Raw genomic sequence first — 17142 nt, forward strand, 5'->3', positions numbered from 1 at the left:
CAAGTCTTAATCTTAAGACCCTGTGTAACCACCTCCTGCATTCACTCCGGGCCGCCGGACTCACGAAGGGAAATGCCATGAACAGCCAAGTCGACCAAACGCCTCATTTACTCCATCAGCGTGATCAGTTCGTGCCACGCGGGCTGGTCACCGCTCATCCGCTGGTGATTGATCGCGCCCAGGGGGCGGAGTTGTGGGACGTGGACGGTCAGCGTTATCTGGACTTCGTCGGCGGCATTGGCGTGCTGAACATCGGCCATAACCATTCCAAAGTGGTTGCAGCGGTGCAGGCCCAATTGCAAAAAGTCTCGCACGCCTGCTTTCAGGTGGTGGCCTACAAGCCGTATCTGGATCTGGCCCAGCGTTTGTGCGAAATGATAGGTGGCGAGGAACACTACAAAGCAGCGTTCTTCACCTCCGGTGCCGAAGCCGTGGAGAACGCGGTGAAAATCGCCCGCGCTCACACCAACCGCTCTGCGGTGATCTCCTTCCGCGGCGGTTTCCATGGACGCACCTTGCTCGGCACCACTTTGACCGGCATGAGCCAGCCCTACAAACAGAACTTCGGGCCATTCGCGCCGGAGGTGTTTCACACCCCATATCCAAATGCCTATCGCGGCGTCACCAGTGAGATGGCGCTCAAGGCGCTGGACGAGTTGCTCGCCACTCAGGTTGCGCCGGAGCGGGTTGCGGCGATCATCATTGAACCCGTACAGGGCGACGGTGGCTTCCTTGCGGCGCCGGCACAATTCCTCCAGGCATTGCGCGAGTTGACCCACAAGCACGGCATCGTGCTGATCCTCGATGAAATACAGACTGGATTCGGTCGCACCGGCAAGTGGTTCGGTTTCCAACACGCCGGCATCCAGCCTGACCTGGTCACCGTAGCCAAGAGTCTGGCCGGCGGGCTGCCGTTGTCGGGTGTGGTCGGCAAAGCCGACATCATGGATTCGCCATTGCCCGGTGGCCTCGGCGGCACCTACGGCGGCAACGCACTTTCCTGCGCAGCGGCCCTGGCGGTGATCGACGCCTATGAAGAAGAGGCACTGCTCGAACGTGGCGATGCATTGGGTAAGCGCCTGCGTGAGGGCTTGTTGCAGTTGCAGCGCCGTCATCCGCAAATCGGTGACGTACGCGGCACCGGATTCATGCTGGCCATCGAGCTGGTCAAGAACGATGAAGCGCGCTCCCCGGACGCAGATCTGAACCAGCGTGTGATCGATGAAGCGCGCAAAGGTGGCTTGCTGGTGATCAAGTGCGGCGTCTATCGCAACGTCTTGCGGTTCCTCGCGCCACTGGTGACGACCGAAGCGCAGATCGATGAAGCGTTGCAGATTCTGCAGGCTGCGTTGGCACGGGTATTGAACTGATGTCCGCCGGGTTCAGCGGCGCGGTCGCTGACCAGCGTCGCTGAACCTTTTTGGCGCACGGATTGATGAAACGCATCATCGGAGGCTGTGTACACCATGGGGCTGACTGATTATCGAGCACTGCTCATCGATTGCGACGAAGTCCTGGTTGACCGTGATTCGGGGGTCTGGACAGCGCTGCAGCCGTTGCTCGACAGCCGGGGCGGGCGCCCGGACAAGGAACAGGTGCTGGGCGAGTTTCGCGAGGTGGTGCAGGCGCTCTATCCCCGCTTTGCCGAATTGGGCTTCAGTGGATTGCTGTGTTTTGCCCATCGCCAACTGGCCGAGCGCTGGAGCTTGAAAGCCAGTTGGGAGGAGGGCATGAGTTTCGCGCGTTCCGCTGCCAACTGGTCATTGTTCGAAGACGCGCCGGGAGCGATGCTGTACTTGCGCAAGTTTTATCGCCTGCTGGTCGTGGGCGACCGGGATGCCGAGGATCGCGCCGTGTTGTGCGAGCATCTGGGGATCGTGGCCGATGACTTTATTTCGCTGGCCAGCGATCCGCTGCGGGACGAGGACTGGTTGAATGCCAACGAGCTGAGGCCGGAGCACATTCTGCGCGTGACCCGACCTGTCGCCCGCGGTCCGGCACTTACCGATGTGTGTCTGATCGGTCGTGAACGGGTGAAACAACCGACCCCATGCGCTGCGGATTATTGCATCAACAGCATGGCTGACCTGGTCGCACAGCATCAGATGTGTTTACGGCGCTGATTTTGCTAGTAGATTGTCCTACAAATGGCAGTCAAGAGGTTCGCAATGGAAGGTTTAGTCAAACTGGACCGCATCGACATCAGTATCCTGGTTGAGTTGCAGAAGGACGGGCGCATGACCAATGTGAGTCTGGCCGATGCCGTGGGATTGTCGGCCAGCCCCTGCCTGCAACGGGTCAAACGGCTGGAATCGGCCGGGTACATTTCCAGCTACAAGGCACACCTGAACCTGGCGAAGATCACCGAATCGGTAACGGTCTTCACCGAAATCACCCTGAGTGACCACAAGCGCGAAGACTTCGCCAAATTCGAGTCGAATATCCGACTGGTGGATGAAGTGCTCGAGTGCCATTTGATCAGTGGTGGCTACGATTATCTGGTGCGTTTCATGACGCGCAGTATTCAGCACTATCAGGAAGTGATTGAAAGCCTGCTGGATAAAAACATCGGCATTTCCAAGTACTTCAGCTACATCGTCATCAAATCCCCGGTGCTCAAGGACGGTGTGCCGTTGCGCAAGTTGTTGCGGCACTGAAGCTCCATACATCCATCAGGCGCAAACAGGGGGACAGCTGGCTGTCCCCCATTATTTGCTAGCCACCAAAGCCAACGATGGCTTTGGTTTCCAGATACTCCTCAAAGCCGTAGACACCAAATTCACGACCATTGCCGGATCGTTTGTAGCCACCGAACGGTGCCATGGGATTCCATGCAGGGTGGTTGAGCAGCACTTGTCCAGCGCGGATGCGTGAGGCAACGGCACGTGCATGATCAAGGTTGCGGGATTGAACGTGGGCGCTCAGTCCGTACACCGTGTCGTTGGCGATCGCGACAGCCTCATCGAGCGTTTCATAGGCAATGATGCACAGCACCGGCCCGAAGATTTCCTCCTGGGCAATGCGCATGCTCGAATCAACCTCGGAAAATACAGTCGCTCGGGCATAGAAGCCCGTTTCATGACCAGGCACGCGGCCTGGTCCGCCGCAGACGAGTTTGGCCCCTTCACTCAGGCCCGATTCGATCATGGCTTGCACGCGCTTGAACTGGGCCTCATTGGCGATCGGACCGAGTACCGTCTCTTCCGATTGTGGATCTCCCACGATGATCGCGTTGGCGGTTGCGGCGGCCAGTGCCTCGACTTCCGCCAGCCGTTCCCTTGGTACGATCATTCTGGTCGGGGCGCTGCAGGATTGCCCGACGTTGCGAAACGCCGTCATCACACCCAGTGGCACGACTTTGGCGAAATCGGCATCGGGCAACAGCACATTGGGTGACTTGCCGCCCAGTTCCTGGGTGACGCGTTTCACTGTAGGGGCGGCCGCTTGCGCGACCAATGCACCTGCACGGTTTGAACCGGTGATCGAAATCATATCGATATCCGGGTGTGCAGCCATGGCGCCGCCGACGTCAGGGCCTGTGCCATTTACCAGATTGAAGACACCCGGTGGCAGGCCGGCGTCATGCACCAGTTGGGCGAAAAGAAGGGCACTGAGCGGTGACAGTTCGCTAGGTTTCAGTACCACTGTGCATCCGGCCGCAATAGCCGGAGCCACCTTGGCGGTGATTTGATAAAGCGGCCAGTTCCAGGGGGTGATGAGACCGCAGACGCCGATGGGTTCGCGTTCAATCGCGGTGCCGTCTTCAACCGACTGGAAGCGATAGGTGGACAGCAGATCACGGGCAATCCGAACGTGTTCGGCCGCCAACGGCACTTGCATCGCTCGGGCGAAACCGATGGCAGCGCCCATTTCCAGAGATAACGCCTGCGCAAGGGACTCTTTTCGCTCAAGGATCAGGTCGTAAATCTTTCCAAGAAAGACCGCACGTGCTTCGGCGGAGGTCGCAGACCAGCCAGGAAACGCCGCACGTGCTGCAGCGACTGCCCGATCAACGTCCTCGGCCGCCCCACTGGCGACCTCTGCAACAACGCTTTCAGTCGCCGGATTGACCACGGGCAAACTGGCAGGTGTGGCCGGCGAAGTCCAGCCACCATTGATATAAAACCGCTGAGACGTTTGCGGATCCACGGGGTAGATATTCGAAGAGTGTGTTGTCATCCAACGAGCTCCTTGGAGTACTGATGAGGGGGCTGCTGACAGCAGCGGCAGAGGGAGGTCAGAGCAACACCGTGGCATCGGTACATGCCTGGTACCCTGCGGTCTGGATAAACTAGCAAAAGCGCCCAGTCGAAATATGCCGTTCTTAAAGTCGGCAAGGGATAATCTGCTGTATCTCAGGGGCTGACGTGATTCGACGCGGCGTCGCGGTATATCAGAATCTGAACGAGGGTGATCTCGAACTTGTTTTCGTGAAGTTCCGCCTCTGATGTCGCAAAGCGGCTCGGAAAAATCGGTTCATTTCAGACCATATCCTGGTGTTCTGCGCTGTCTCGTCGTTGGGTTCGGTTGCTGCCGATCGAACAGCGGCCGCGCACAGCAACAGCGCATCAACCACTCTGATCGAATCCGCTTCGCGTCAGTATGGTGATGGACAGTTGGACCAGCCGCTGCAACGCTGGAGCGGGCCCTGCATATCCCTAATGTCTTTACGATACTCACCGTGAATATTCGACCCATCTAGCAGTGCTACCAACCAATCGGGTACCTGGCAGAGAGTACTTTGGACGGACTTTTTTCTAGGAACAGTTTCACGATCTCAAGTGCTCTAGCACCTGCCTCTACACGACTGTTAGCGATAGATGCCAGTGTTTTGGAGCCTTTAAAAGAACAAGCAACCGGATTCAGGTTCGGAAATTGCTAGGAGACTCGTGTAAAAAACTGGGAGCAGGCCCATGCATATCAACCAAATGGACATGACGAATTCTGAGCTTGGCCTTTTTGCCAAGATCGTCTGGCGACTTCGAACGGGTGGGGCGGGGGATGAGGTTCGTCAGCAGGTGCTCGGTGATGTTACCCAGCTGCTTCGATCTGACTTCGGAGCCTCTTACCTTTGGGATAGCTCAAGGGGACGATCCACGCGTTGCGCTGCAGTCAATATTGATGCGCGTATGCTGCGCCAATACGATGAGCAGATTCACACGCACGATACCGTAACGCCGGTGTTACGAGCCCAAGGGCAAGCTGCTTGTGTGGATGATGTCATTGGTCGGCGTACATTGGAGCGCAGTGAGCATTACGCCGAGTTCCTCAGACCCTGTGGGATGCATCATGGAGTGAACGTTTTCTTCTTCAACCAGGGACGGGATGTGGGGGATCTGCGCATATGGCGCAGTGCCGACCAACCTGCATTTGGTCCCAGGGAGCTCACTCTGCTGAACGCTCTCACGCCGTACTTCCAGCAAGCGCTCTCGGTTGAGCTGCCTTTAAACGGAGCCCTAAGTCCGCGAGAGCGTGCTGTTGTCGAGCATGTAGCAGCTGGGCGCAGTGACAAGGAGATCGCGCGCCTCATGTCCATTGGCTTCACAACGGTACGTACCCATCTCAAAAACGCCATGGCCAAGACCCATTCGAGCAATCGAACCGAGCTCGCCATGCGAGTGGGAATGCACTGAACCTCCTCATTTATGAGGATGTTTGCCGGATATTTTCCTGTGCGTAAATGAATCATCGAGACCTGCAGTGGGGATCGACTGATTCTCAAGGAATATCCGTGAAGACCAGACTCTCCTGTTTAGCGATTGGCCTTTTGGCAGCAAGCGTTGGCGCATCGGCGTCGAGCGTACCGCAAGACTTCTACCTGATGAGTGCTGAACAGACGGCACAAGCCATCTGCGAAAAGAAGGTCTCCAGTGAATCGGTTGTCAGTTACTGGCTGGCCCGTATTGACGCGCATCCTGAGCTTAATGCCTTCATTTCTCTAGACCCAAAGCGAGCCTTGGGCGAAGCGCGTGCTGCAGATGAACGCCTCGCCAAGGGGGAGCAGTGTCTTCCATTGGGCGGTGTCCCTATAGCAATCAAGGACAACATTCAGGTCGTTGGTTTCACGAACACAGCAGGCACGCCAGCGCTCGCTAATTTCTTTCCGAAAGCCAATGCACCGATTATCGATAGGCTACAGGCTGCAGGCGCCATTGTGGTCGGCAAAACCAATATGCATGAGCTCGCGTTTGGCGCTACCGGCTACAACACTGCCTTTCATCTTCCACAGCAGGTCGGTGTGCGCAATGCCTTTGACAACTCTCGCATTGCCGGTGGTTCGTCATCAGGGAGTGCCGCCGCTCTGGGCGCTCGCTTGATTCCAATCGCTATGGGGACAGATACAGGTGGCTCTAGCCGTGAGCCTTGCGCGCTAAATGGCTGTGTCGGTTTTCGCCCAACGGTGGGTCGATATAGCGGCGTAGGCATCACGCCTATTTCGACGAGTCGCGATACGGCAGGCCCAATGGCCAATTCGGTTGGAGATGTCGTGTTACTGGATTCGATTCTTAGCGGTTCTTCACCTCTGAAGCCAATTCCGGCCCACCAGATTCGACTGGGCATTCCAGATTTCTTCTGGGCAGATTTAGAACCGGAAGTCTTGACACAGGCCAGCGCCGCCGTAGAGAAGCTCCGCAGTTCAGGCGTTGAGGTCGTCTCAGTCAGTATGCCGGGTATCGGTCAATTGGCATCAGCTGTGGCAACGCCAGTCGCCATCATGGAAGCGCGCAAGGCCCTGACCGATTACCTGAAATCACAATCGACCGGAGTGTCATTCGAAACCCTGGTCGCCAACATTTCGAGTCCCGACGTTCAAGGTATTTTCTCGGCCATGGTGGTGCCGGGTAATGTCCCTGGGCCTGATGGAAAGATGATTCCTGGCGGCCCGGCTTATGCGCAAGCGATCAAGACGGGTGTCCCAGCCTTGCTGGCTCTCTATCAGAAGACCTTCGCGGACAACAAGCTCGACGCTCTTCTGTTCCCCACGGTTCCAGAGGTGGCAATCAAGACCGGACCTGACGCCGGAACGCCTCAAAAATTTGGTCGGATTATTCGAAACACCGACCCGAGCAGCAACGTAAGGATGCCGGGGCTCAGTCTTCCCGTAGGTGTTGGGAAAGAGTCCGGACTTCCTGTCGGTATGGAGATTGACGGATTGCCTGGAATGGACGACCAGCTCCTGGCAATCGGTCGCACGCTTGAGTCGATCTGGGGGCAGGGGCCACTTTCGCCCATAGCACGCTGATCGGTTGTTCTTATCCTGAGCGCAGTTGCCCTGGCTGCGCGAATAAAAACCTTTTTCGGATTAAATGAATGAACGCGATCCCACTCGTCGCAGGTACTTCTGCGCGCCGATTTTGTGTAACCGCGATTGCGGCTTTGGGTAGTATGGCAAGTTCGGCATGGGCTGATTCGGCGCCTACAGACAGCAGCCCACTCAAGGCGCACCTGATCGTTACCGATCTGATGCTGGAGAACCTTAATACTGGCCCTCGTCCCCACACATTCGCCAACGCGGGCGCTATTTTCGCCGGCGCCGATTTTGACATGTCCAAACTTTTGGGATTTGCAGGTGGCACGTTCCAGTTTGAATACACATTCTTCCCATGGATGCGCAATGAAGGTCAGCCCACCGCTGGCGCTTGGCAAGGCGCCACGGGTAGCGCTCTAGGCGGCGCACCTATGCATAACGACATCGACAAGGGGTATCTGTCGAAGTTTGAATATCGGCAAATGCTGTTGGACAACCATCTTGAGCTCGACGTTGGGCGTAGCAATGCTAAGCAGCATTTCTACATGATGAATTGCGAAAACTGGGTTACCTGCAACGACCCCATCATTGAAAACACCACCGGAATACTGCCTTACCCATACGGAAGCTGGGGCGTTTACTCGCGTTACTCATTCGACAATGGTCAGTACCTGCATGCTGGTGCTTTCGAGTCTAATCCTGCCCATTACATCAAACGCACCAAGGGATGGGACTGGGATCCTGGTGACGCGAGCGGTATTACTTGGCTAGCAGGTGTTGGAGATCAGAAAAGCTTTGCGCAGACGCCATTGGCTTATCACTACGAACTCAATGGCTTTTACAACAGTGCCGAACAGACTGATATCCTCGATGGCTCAACCCGTCGTGGTAGCAGCGGCTTGATTTTCCGCTTCATGCAGACGCTTTCTCGCGAGGGCGCTTCCGCTACAGGGGCTCCAGACAAAGCCTGGCAGACATTCGGTGCATGGACATGGAGTGCTGATGATCTGCAACCTTTTGAGCATTTTGTCGAGTTGGGTGTAACCCGCATTGGCCCGTTCGGGCGTCCACAAGATTCTGTGAGCCTAAAAGCGAGTTACCTTCGTCTGGGTGATAAGCAGGTTCAGTACCAGCATGATCAGAGACTGCGCTCGACGGGAATTGATCAGGGGATGTCGAAAGGGGAATCCCGCGTTGAACTGAATATGGTTTGGCGGGCAACACCTTATCTGTCATTCCAACCAAGCGTGCAGTACGTTTTCAATCCAAGCAATTTTTACAACCCGCAAGCCGAGGTGAGTAGCAATGGTGCTGTCGTTGGACTGCAGATGGTTTATGACTTGGGATCGCAGATAGGACTTTGATGCCTGAAACGGAGAGAGTGATCGGGAATCATGAACCCAATCTAGATGCAGTGGAATCCTCAGGCCGCATCTGACTCACCCAGAGCGGCCTGAATTTGTTCAAAGAACCACTTGAGTCCAGTTGACTGGATGCTCCGGGAGTGCCAGTGAAGGGTGACCTCGAATGCTGGAACTTCGAAGGGCAACTCCAGCGTCTTCAGCGGCTTGGTCAATGGCAACTCGCAAAAACTCTCTGCGATTTGGGACGGTAGGATGGCCAACAATTCAGTGCCTGGTATCACCTTGGGTAGAACTGAGAAGTGGGGAAGGCGTAGCTTTATCCGGCGCTTTGCTCCTAATTTCTGAAGCACATCTTCCGCCATTCCATGGCCCGATGTTCTCGTGACGAGAACGTGACGCTCCGCAAGAAATTGTTCCATGGACATCTCAGAATGGATTCGGGGGTGGGCCGCATCTAGCAAGCAAACGTACCGTTCGCTAACCAACTTTTTCGACGCTAGGCCAGCGCTGGTAATTGCACGGCTGCAGATGGCTGCGTCGATGTAGCCATCGTTCAACCACATCCCCACTTGGTCAATTTCGAGAGGAATGATCTCCAGCTCGATATTGGGCGCCAAACTATTCAGCCTCTCCATGAGCTTTGGCAGCAACGCCATCTCTCCCAAGTCGGAAAGGGCCAGTCGAAATTGTCGGTTTGAGTGGCCCGGTTCGAATTTTCGCGCTTCAGAGATCGATTCCTCAATGCAACGTGAGGCTTGCTTGAAGCCTACGTAAAGCTGAGCAGCAAGCCTCGTGGGCTGCATGCCTTGGCTAGTTCTTACGAATAAAGGGTCGTCGAATTGTTCGCGAAGCTTACCTAGCGCATAGCTGATTGATGGCTGAGTCACGAATAGCCGTTCGGCGGTAACCGTCAGGCTCTGAGTCTCATACAGGGTGACGAATGTGGTAACGAGATTGAGATCGAAATTAGCCATTTGCAGACCTTTATCAAAATAAGCGGTGTCTATTTTTGTGACAAAAAGGATTGATTTGATCGATCTTAAACCAATTTTTACAGTAGGAGCACTCGGACACACCCTGGAACTTGAACCCATGAAAACAATCCATTCTGCCTCCTATGCCCTGTTGCGCCGTCATGGCATGACCACCATCTTTGGTAATCCCGGGTCGAACGAGCTTCCATTCCTCAAGGATTTTCCAGAGGACTTTCAGTATGTTCTGGGGCTACACGAAGGTGCTGTCGTTGGTATGGCTGATGGTTACGCGCTCGCGAGCGGTAAACCCGCTTTCGTGAATCTCCACGCGGCGGCCGGTACCGGTAATGGAATGGGGGCGCTCACCAATTCATGGTACTCGCACAGCCCGCTGGTGATCACGGCAGGGCAGCAAGTGCGGTCGATGATTGGGGTTGAGGCAATGCTGGCTAACGTGGACGCCCCGCAGTTGCCGAAGCCGCTCGTCAAGTGGAGTTATGAGCCGGCGACTGCTCAGGACGTGCCCAGAGCATTGAGCCAAGCGATCCACATTGCCAACACCTCACCTAAGGCTCCGGTCTACCTTTCGATTCCGTACGATGATTGGGAGGAAACATCACCCGCCGGTGTGGAGTACCTGCTTCAGCGGGAAGTCCAAACTGCCGGTGCCCCTGACGGACGTCAGCTGGAAGCTCTGGTCAAGCAATTGAACAACGCTAGAAATCCTGTTCTGGTACTGGGCCCGGATGTCGATGCCACCCGCGCCAACGATCATGCTGTTGCGTTAGCCGATAAATTGAAACTTCCGGTTTGGGTCGCTCCTTCAGCATCACGTTGCCCGTTCCCAACACGTCACCCGAGCTTCCGGGGTGTTCTGCCTGCCGCAATCGCCGGTATCAGCAAGACCCTTGATGGCCACGACCTCATCGTCGTGATTGGCGCTCCAGTCTTTCGTTATCACCAATTCGCACCAGGTGATTACCTGCCTGCTGGCGCTCAACTGCTGCATATCACCTCCGATCCCCAGGAAGCCGCTCGTGCGCCGATGGGAGACGCGCTGATCGGCGACATCGCTGAGACACTCAGGGTTCTTGCCGAGGGTGTTGCAGAAAAGGCGAAATCCTACCCTGCGCCAATTCCTGCGCCGGCAACGATGCAGGATGAACCTCATCACTTGCGCCCAGAGACACTGTTTGACGTACTGAATGATTTAGCTCCGCCGGACGCTATCTACGTCAAGGAGTCTACCTCAACAACCACGGCGTTCTGGCAGCGCGTGAACATGCGTCATCCAGGTAGTTACTACTTCCCTGCAGCGGGCGGCCTGGGCTTCGGGTTGCCAGCCGCGGTCGGTGTCCAGCTTGCTCAACCTGACCGGCGAGTAGTCGCATTGATTGGTGATGGTTCCGCTAACTACGGGATCACTGCGCTTTGGACAGCAGCGCAGTATCACATTCCAGTGGTCTTCATCATTTTGAAAAACGGCACCTATGGCGCCTTGCGCTGGTTCGCCGGGGTCTTGAAGGTCGAGGAAGCTCCTGGCTTGGACGTGCCAGGTCTGGATTTCTGCGCAATTGCCAAAGGGTATGGAGTGAAGGCTGTCCACACCGATACGCGCGAAAGTTTCGAGGCCGCACTGCGAGCTGCACTGGACTCTACTGAGCCAACCGTAATTGAAGTTCCCACCGTGACGATTCAGCCTCATTGATGAGGGACAGGGCCCCGCGATGGGCCCTTTGCAAATCTGAAATAACAAAAACAAGAGACGAATCATGATCCCGAAAAATGCGATAGAGATTGCGAACACTGCGCCGTTGGGAAAATTTCACTATGGCCTGTTGTTCTGGTGCTCTTTCATCATGTTGTTTGATGGATACGACCTGGTCATATATGGCTCTGTAGTTCCACGGCTCATGGAGCAGTGGTCAATACCTCCTGTTCAGGCGGGCTGGATGGGAAGTGCTGCGCTGTTCGGAATGATGTTCGGTGCCGTTGCGATTGGCCCTTTGGCTGACCGCCTTGGTCGTCGCAAAGTCATTCTCGGGGCGATCACTCTGGCGAGCGTTGGAGCACTTGCCAACGCATTTGCATGGGATGCCTTGAGCTTCGCATCTCTGCGTTTCCTGACGGGTGTTGGGCTGGGTGGCGCGGTTCCCAACATCGTAGCGCTGATGAGCGATCTGTCGCCCACAACCCGGCGCAGCACACTCACGACCATCATGCTCAGCTTCTATTCCATTGGTGCGATGGTTTCCGCGTTGGTGGCCATGCTGCTGATTCCGAAGTTCGGATGGGAGGCGACGTTCTTCATTGGCGGCCTGCCTTTGCTCTGCTTGCCATGGATGTACCGTTACCTTCCCGAATCCCTGCCTTACCTGCTGGAGAAGGACAAGATTGCAGCCAGCCGGCTCATGACTCGCATTCTTCCTGGTATTGATACTTCCTCGGTTCGATTTGAGTCGCCCGTCCGGACATCCTCGTCCACACCTCTGTCACGTCTTTTCAAAGAGGGGCGAGGTGTCAGTACGGTATTCCTTTGGCTGGGATTCGGCATGTGCCTGCTGATGGTCTATGGCCTCAATACCTGGCTGCCGAAAATCATGGTTGCTGGCGGCTATCCACTGGGCTCAAGCCTGATGTTCCTAGTGACATTGAATCTAGGCGCGACTGTTGGCGCGCTTGGTGGCGGCTGGCTGGCGGATCGCTGGGGGTGCAAACCCACCCTGATCCTGTTTTTCACGCTCGCGGTCGCTTCACTTTGCACCCTTGGTATCAAGCCCGGCCCTGTATTGCTCAACGTCATGTTGCTCATCGCTGGTGCTACGACCATCGGCACTCTCGCAGTTGTTCACGCCTTTGCCGCGCAACAATACCCGAGTGAAATCCGTTCGACTGCTGTGAGTTGGTGCTCAGCGGTAGGCCGATTCGGTGGGGTTGCTGGCCCTGCTCTTGGCGGGTTCATGCTGAGCCTGAACTTGCCGCTTCAATTGAATTTTATTTTCTGCGCGATACCTGGGCTGATCGCTATCTTCGCCATAGCTATGGTGAAACGGCGCGCACAGAATTCGAGTGAAAACCTGACCCAGCCTATAGATGCACATTCCTGATATCCAAGTATCACCGTCTAAGGAGACTTCACGTGAGCCAAAGTAACTGTATGCCTTACCAAGACATGTACTTGCTGCCAATTGCAGGGGAATGGCGGAAGGGCAGCACCGGGAACATTCTCAACGTTACTGATCCGTACACCGGCGAATCGCTCCTGGAAATCAGCCAGGCTGATCGCCAGGATTTGAACCAGGCTTACGTCTTTGCCGAGCAGGCGCAGGCTAGTTGGGCAGCTATGGCCCCAGGACAACGCTCGGCCATCATGCTCAAAGCCGTCCAAATCTTTGATGATCGTCGCGAAGAAATCATCGACTGGATCATTCGAGAGTCCGGCAGCACGCGGATTAAAGCCCAGATCGAATGGGGAGCCGCTCGCGGGATTACTCAAGAGTCGGCCTCGTTCCCTGCTCGGGTACATGGTCGCATCCTCCCGTCCAATGTACCGGGCAAGGAAAACCGAGTTTACCGTGAGCCGCTCGGTGTAGTGGGTGTGATCAGCCCGTGGAATTTCCCGTTCCACCTGACCCAGCGATCTGTCGCACCTGCATTGGCACTCGGCAACGCGATTGTTATCAAGCCGGCGAGCGATACACCAGTAACTGGGGGGCTTCTGGCAGCGAGAATTTTTGAAGAGGCCGGTGTACCGAAAGGCGTGATCAGCGTGCTGGTGGGCTCCGGTGCACAAATCGGTGATGCATTTGTGGAACATCACGTTCCTAAGTTCATCTCGTTCACCGGCTCGACGCCGGTAGGATTGAACATTGGGCGGATCGCAAGTGGCGGTAAGCATCTCAAGCATGTGGCGTTGGAGCTCGGAGGCAACAGCCCATTCGTGGTACTCGCGGACGCAGATCTCGATCAGGCGGTTGCTGCTGCCGTCATGGGCAAGTTCTTGCACCAAGGCCAGATCTGTATGGCCATTAACCGAATTATTGTCGAAGACGCGCTGTATGACCGTTTTGTAGAGCTTTACGCCTCCAAAGTCAGGACACTGAAGGTGGGTAACCCAAGCGACCCTGACACCGTTGTTGGCCCGATCATCAATCGCAAGCAACTTGAAGGCCTGCTGAGCAAGGTTTCCCGCGCGAAGGAAGAAGGAGCCAGGACAGTTGTAGAGGGGGAGGCGAAAGGAAATCTTCTGCCGCCACACGTCTTCGCTGATGTCACAGCAGATATGGAGATCGCTCGGGAGGAGATTTTCGGGCCACTCGTTGGGATTCAGCGTGCTCGGGATGAAGCTCACGCCTTGGATCTGGCGAATGACAGCGAGTTTGGTCTATCGAGTGCAGTGTTTACCAAGGATCTGGAGCGGGGTGCTCGTTTTGCTCGAAAGATCAAAGCAGGCATGACACACGTTAACGATATCCCTGTGAACGACGAAGCCCATGCGCCATTCGGCGGGGAAAAAAACTCTGGGCTTGGCCGATTCAATGGAGAGTGGGCAATCGAGGAGTTTACAACCGATCATTGGATCAGCGTCCAAATGACGCCTCGTATTTATCCATTCTAAATAAAATTCTAAAGCTGTAGATCGCCCCTTTAAGCAGTCTCTGCCCTTTAGATTTCTAAAGGGCAGCCTGCTGTAGCCTTCACAACGAGCCTGTGTACATTGGTTGGCATGAAAGAACGGATGCGTCGAATCTAACCAATACGAGCGGGGCGCTGTTTGACTGAGGGTTCCGTGCTCCCTCAAAAAGCGCTGCAGTCACACAGGGCTTATTTTCTGACTCGAAAAGTGTTGCTGCCTAAATTCCTTTGGTGTCATCCCTGTTTCGCGTTTGAACGCACGGCTGAAATGGGTGCAATTGCTGAATCCCCAGTCGAATGCAATCTCGCCGATATTCTTGCCTTTGAGTGCATGGCTTTTCAGATCTTTCTGACAGAGCTGCAGTCTTTGGCTCCATATCCATTGAGAGAGTGGCTGCTCTTCATTACCGAAAATTCGGTAGAGTGAACTTACTGACATTTTAAGATCCATAGCGACTTTCTCGACGTTCAGACTCGGATCTCGCAAGTTCTGTATGACGTAGTTTTTCACTCTGGACAAATGGAACATCTGCAGCCTTGATATCTCGCACTGCCGCGCCTGTGGTAGGGATTGCAATCCACCTACTATCAGCTCAATAAGCGCATTGGCGATTGGCTCTGACACGGGCGGTGCCAGCTCAATTTTATTCTCTGCCAACGAACGCAACATTCCTCCAAGCAAGATGCTCGGGCCGACTTTGGAATCGATAGTTAGGCCGCACATCCGTTCCGGGTTGCTCAGATGAGCATTGAGCAAGCGCCGAGGAATCCTAAGGATGTATTTGCTGAAATTTGCATCGTACTCCATCTCAAAAGGCCGGGTACTGTCGTAAACAACAAAATCACCAGCCTTCTGCTTTGACTCTTTATCTTCCTGCCTTAAATAGCCTTGCCCACAAATCTGATAACTGACCATGAAGTAGTCAGCGTCAGATTTTCGGGCTAAACGGGCGCTCCGAGTAACCGCGTGTGGGCTCGCAGCCATAGTCATTAAATCTAAGGCACCCACAGGAACATGTCGCAGATCAGCACTGAACGACGTTCCGGCACCGGCAGTGCACTCCAAAGGCATGAACATTTTACCGATCAAATCCCGCCAAAAATCGAGACGATTGCCTTCAGGAATGGCCTGTGTAGAGATGGTCGTTTGCACGGTGTGTGTCCTGCGCGAGCTGCTTGGCTATAGGCAAGCAAATAAGATGCCCCCCAGTCCCAGTCAGGTCAATCCGAGCAACTCAGGCATGAAGGATGGGAAGGTGAGTACATATTGTTTTTTTTGCAGCAGTTTCTCCGTCTGTCCACGCCCTTTTTAAGAGCACTTCAATTTGCTGTGCACGCAAATGGAAACGCATTTCACCTTAAGAAACTGAGGCAACTTCTGCAGGAAGTGGAGGGCAGCGATTCTCGCCGATGCCCTGACAAACTCTCCGTCGCCGGAAGTATTGACTTGGCTTAGCGCAGCAACTCCAGCATTCGCTTAACCACCAAAAGCACAATAAGTAGGGCAAAAAAGATGCGAAGTCCGCTCTTTTTAGCTCGGGATACGGAGCAGCCAATTTGAAAAAGCGTATGGCAGCAGGCGGTTTAGCCCTCTTGGGGTCAGTCAGTATTCCCGCTTTGGCCGCTGAGCCTTTGGCAGCAAATTCACCTTGGCTCACAGGTGATTGGGGCGGGATAAGAAATGAACTTGGTGATGATGGCGTCACCCTGGGGCTATTTTACGTCAACGAGCTTGCCTCGAACGTAAGGGGTGGGTATGACCAAAGGACGGCGCTGGAGACCAGTGACCAGACAACAGCCCTATTTAACTACGATCTGAGCAAAATGTTGGGGATCGACGGGGAGTTTAGCCTTGTCGTAACGAATAGAAACAATCATGAGTTACTGACTAACACGCGCGTTAACGATCCACGCACAGGCTCACTTCCTAACTTGTCACAAGAGGTATGGGGCTTTGGGTCTGTCACCCGTCTCACTCGGCTGACCTACCAGCAAAACTTTTTCAACAAACGATTGAGCGTGCGAGTTGGGAAAATGACCCCGACGGAAGAATACTTTCCGTCCACATGTGAGTTCCAGAGTTTGGTCAACTGCGGCACCGTGCCCGGTATCAGCAACATCTGGTACGGGTGGCCTATCAGCACATGGGCAGTTTCTACAAACTATCACATCACCCCGGATTGGTACTTGAAACTGGGGGTGTATCAACAGAACCCTCTGACTACCACCAATGAGCGAGGTCTCTCGCTGAGTGACAAGGGGGCTGAGGGACAAATTTACCCCGTGTTGCTCGGTTGGCGCCCTCACTGGGGGGAGCGCAAGTATGCGGGTAACTATTTCATCGGAGCCTATTACAGCAATGTTGATGCGCCTGATGTTGCCGCTGGTGCTGTTGGGGGGATGCAGGCGTTGAATCCATCCGCGGGGTTCAAGCAGCGTCATGGAAAACGTGCCGCATGGGCGTTCTTTGAGCAGCAACTCACGGGGCCTGGGGGTGACAGCAAGCAAGGCTTGCGCGCTTTCGTTAACGCCGAAGTCAATGACAAAGAAACCTCTGTCCTCCACTACGGCTACGGCGCGGGACTGTATTACAACGGTCTATTCGCTAGCCGACCAGATGACATGCTGGGCTTTGCCAGCACCGCCATCAAGATCAACAAAGATTGGACACGCAATCGTAATCTGACCAACCAATTGGCGGGCATCGACGACTACGATGATCCTCGTTATCTCCCCTTGGGCGACACGGAAGTCTCGACCGAGCTGTTTTATCGCTATCAAGCAACCAAGTGGCTGTATCTCCAACCGAACATCCAGCACTACCACGCCCCTGGTGGCGTGGACAAAGTGCCAGATGCGACGGTGCTTGGCCTGCGATTCAACATCAGTTTCTAGGTAGGGCACCCCTTAATGAAAAAGC

Annotated in this window: 13 protein-coding genes; 10 read left to right on the forward strand and 3 right to left on the reverse strand. The window is 55.0% G+C overall.

The features are described 5' to 3' along the window. Nucleotides 1-77: 77 nt before the first annotated feature. The 3 genes from gabT (at nt 78) to NH234_RS15075 (ending at nt 2657) form a co-directional block, all read left to right on the forward strand. On the forward strand, nt 78-1370 hold the full coding sequence (gene gabT / locus NH234_RS15065) for a 4-aminobutyrate--2-oxoglutarate transaminase (RefSeq protein ID WP_367253240.1): 1293 nt from the start codon (nt 78-80) through the stop codon (nt 1368-1370). A 96-nt stretch (nt 1371-1466) separates the two neighbouring features. Beyond that, entirely contained in the window at nt 1467-2123 is a 657-nt protein-coding gene (locus NH234_RS15070; RefSeq protein WP_085730917.1) for a 2-haloalkanoic acid dehalogenase, read from the forward strand. A 45-nt stretch (nt 2124-2168) separates the two neighbouring features. Next, a complete protein-coding gene (locus NH234_RS15075) occupies nt 2169-2657 on the forward strand; it encodes an Lrp/AsnC family transcriptional regulator (protein WP_027616181.1) in 489 nt (162 codons plus the stop codon). A 58-nt stretch (nt 2658-2715) separates the two neighbouring features. On the opposite strand, the gene NH234_RS15080 is transcribed toward NH234_RS15075, so the two are convergent. Next, nucleotides 2716-4179 (reverse strand): aldehyde dehydrogenase family protein, encoded by a 1464-nt coding sequence (locus tag NH234_RS15080; RefSeq protein WP_367253241.1) that lies wholly within the window; start codon nt 4177-4179, stop codon nt 2716-2718. A 734-nt stretch (nt 4180-4913) separates the two neighbouring features. On the opposite strand from NH234_RS15080, the gene NH234_RS15085 reads away from it, so the two are divergent. The 3 genes from NH234_RS15085 to NH234_RS15095 all read left to right on the forward strand — a co-directional run bounded on the left by NH234_RS15085 (nt 4914) and on the right by NH234_RS15095 (nt 8613). Continuing rightward, the gene (locus NH234_RS15085) at nt 4914-5633 is read left to right on the forward strand and encodes a response regulator transcription factor (RefSeq protein ID WP_367253242.1); all 720 of its coding nucleotides are present in this window, start codon (nt 4914-4916) and stop codon (nt 5631-5633) included. A 98-nt stretch (nt 5634-5731) separates the two neighbouring features. After that, nucleotides 5732-7243: an indoleacetamide hydrolase gene (gene iaaH / locus NH234_RS15090; RefSeq protein ID WP_367253243.1), complete on the forward strand. Its 1512-nt coding sequence runs from the start codon at nt 5732-5734 to the stop codon at nt 7241-7243. 68 nt (nt 7244-7311) lie between these two features. Continuing rightward, nucleotides 7312-8613: a carbohydrate porin gene (locus tag NH234_RS15095; RefSeq protein WP_367253244.1), complete on the forward strand. Its 1302-nt coding sequence runs from the start codon at nt 7312-7314 to the stop codon at nt 8611-8613. A 59-nt stretch (nt 8614-8672) separates the two neighbouring features. On the opposite strand, the gene NH234_RS15100 is transcribed toward NH234_RS15095, so the two are convergent. Beyond that, complete coding sequence (locus NH234_RS15100) at nt 8673-9587, reverse strand: LysR family transcriptional regulator (RefSeq protein ID WP_367257179.1); 915 nt, start codon at nt 9585-9587, stop codon at nt 8673-8675. Nucleotides 9588-9705: 118 nt separating this feature from the next. On the opposite strand from NH234_RS15100, the gene mdlC reads away from it, so the two are divergent. The 3 genes from mdlC to NH234_RS15115 all read left to right on the forward strand — a co-directional run bounded on the left by mdlC (nt 9706) and on the right by NH234_RS15115 (nt 14205). Next, nucleotides 9706-11295, forward strand: a complete 1590-nt coding sequence (gene mdlC, locus NH234_RS15105; protein WP_367253245.1) for a benzoylformate decarboxylase — start codon at nt 9706-9708, stop codon at nt 11293-11295. Between the two features lie 64 nt (nt 11296-11359). Further along, nucleotides 11360-12694, forward strand: coding sequence for an MFS transporter (locus NH234_RS15110; RefSeq protein WP_367253246.1), 1335 nt, complete (start codon nt 11360-11362; stop codon nt 12692-12694). A gap of 50 nt (nt 12695-12744) precedes the next feature. Further along, the gene (locus NH234_RS15115) at nt 12745-14205 is read left to right on the forward strand and encodes an aldehyde dehydrogenase family protein (RefSeq protein WP_367257181.1); all 1461 of its coding nucleotides are present in this window, start codon (nt 12745-12747) and stop codon (nt 14203-14205) included. A 195-nt stretch (nt 14206-14400) separates the two neighbouring features. Here the strand turns inward: NH234_RS15115 and NH234_RS15120 are convergent, their stop codons facing one another. Beyond that, nucleotides 14401-15375, reverse strand: coding sequence for a helix-turn-helix domain-containing protein (locus NH234_RS15120; RefSeq protein WP_367253247.1), 975 nt, complete (start codon nt 15373-15375; stop codon nt 14401-14403). A 404-nt stretch (nt 15376-15779) separates the two neighbouring features. Between NH234_RS15120 and NH234_RS15125 the strand changes: the two genes are divergently transcribed. Continuing rightward, nucleotides 15780-17117, forward strand: coding sequence for a carbohydrate porin (locus tag NH234_RS15125; RefSeq protein WP_367253248.1), 1338 nt, complete (start codon nt 15780-15782; stop codon nt 17115-17117). The last annotated feature ends 25 nt before the right edge of the window (nt 17118-17142 follow it).

Origin of the sequence: Pseudomonas sp. stari2, assembly GCF_040760005.1 — a bacterium.
Classification (GTDB): Bacteria; Pseudomonadota; Gammaproteobacteria; order Pseudomonadales; family Pseudomonadaceae; genus Aquipseudomonas.